1 protein-coding gene is annotated in these 1,127 nt (G+C 58.5%); it reads left to right on the forward strand.

Going from position 1 to position 1,127, the window contains the following annotated elements:
* The coding region (gene tuf, locus ACFIQF_RS24600; protein ID WP_393946281.1) for an elongation factor Tu at positions 1-1,127 on the forward strand (1,127 nt) is incomplete at both ends.

Below are 1,127 nucleotides of genomic sequence, written 5' to 3' on the forward strand. Positions count from 1 at the left end.
CACGTGAACGTGGGCACCATCGGTCACGTTGACCACGGTAAGACCACCCTGACGGCTGCTATCGCTACCGTTCTGTCCAAGGCTTTTGGCGGCGAAGCCAAGGGTTACGACCAGATCGACAACACGCCTGAAGAAAAGGCCCGTGGTATCACCATCAACACCTCGCACGTTGAGTACGAAACGGCTACCCGCCACTACGCTCACGTGGACTGCCCCGGCCACGCTGACTATGTGAAGAACATGATCACCGGCGCCGCTCAGATGGACGGTGCTATCTTGGTTTGCTCCGCTGCTGACGGCCCTATGCCTCAAACCCGCGAGCACATCCTGCTGGCTCGTCAAGTGGGCGTTCCTTACATCATCGTGTTCCTGAACAAGTGCGACATGGTCGATGACGAAGAGCTGCTGGAACTGGTGGAAATGGAAGTCCGCGAACTGCTGGACAAGTACGAATTCCCTGGCGACGACACCCCCATCATCCGTGGTTCGGCCAAGCTGGCTCTGGAAGGTGACCAGTCTGACAAGGGTGAGCCTGCCATCTTGAAGCTGGCTGAAGCTCTGGACGCATACATCCCTACGCCTGAGCGCGCTGTGGACGGTGCTTTCCTGATGCCTGTGGAAGACGTGTTCTCCATCTCCGGTCGTGGTACCGTGGTGACCGGTCGTATCGAGCGCGGCGTGATCAAGGTCGGCGAAGAAATCGAAATCGTCGGTATCAAGGACACCGTCAAGACCACCGTGACCGGCGTGGAAATGTTCCGCAAGCTGCTGGACCAAGGCCAAGCTGGTGACAACGTCGGTCTGCTGCTGCGCGGCACCAAGCGTGAAGACGTGGAACGCGGCCAAGTGCTGTGCAAGCCTAACTCGATCAAGCCACACACCCACTTCACCGCTGAAGTGTATGTGCTGAGCAAGGACGAAGGCGGCCGCCACACCCCATTCTTCAGCAACTACCGCCCTCAGTTCTACTTCCGTACGACGGACGTGACCGGTGCCATCGAGCTGCCAGAAGGCAAGGAAATGGTGATGCCTGGCGATAACGTGTCGATCACCGTCAAGCTGATCGCTCCTATCGCTATGGAAGAAGGTCTGCGCTTCGCTATCCGCGAAGGTGGTCGTACCGTCGG

It is taken from the genome of Comamonas trifloxystrobinivorans, assembly GCF_043359985.1.
Lineage (GTDB): Bacteria > Pseudomonadota > Gammaproteobacteria > Burkholderiales > Burkholderiaceae_C > Comamonas > Comamonas trifloxystrobinivorans.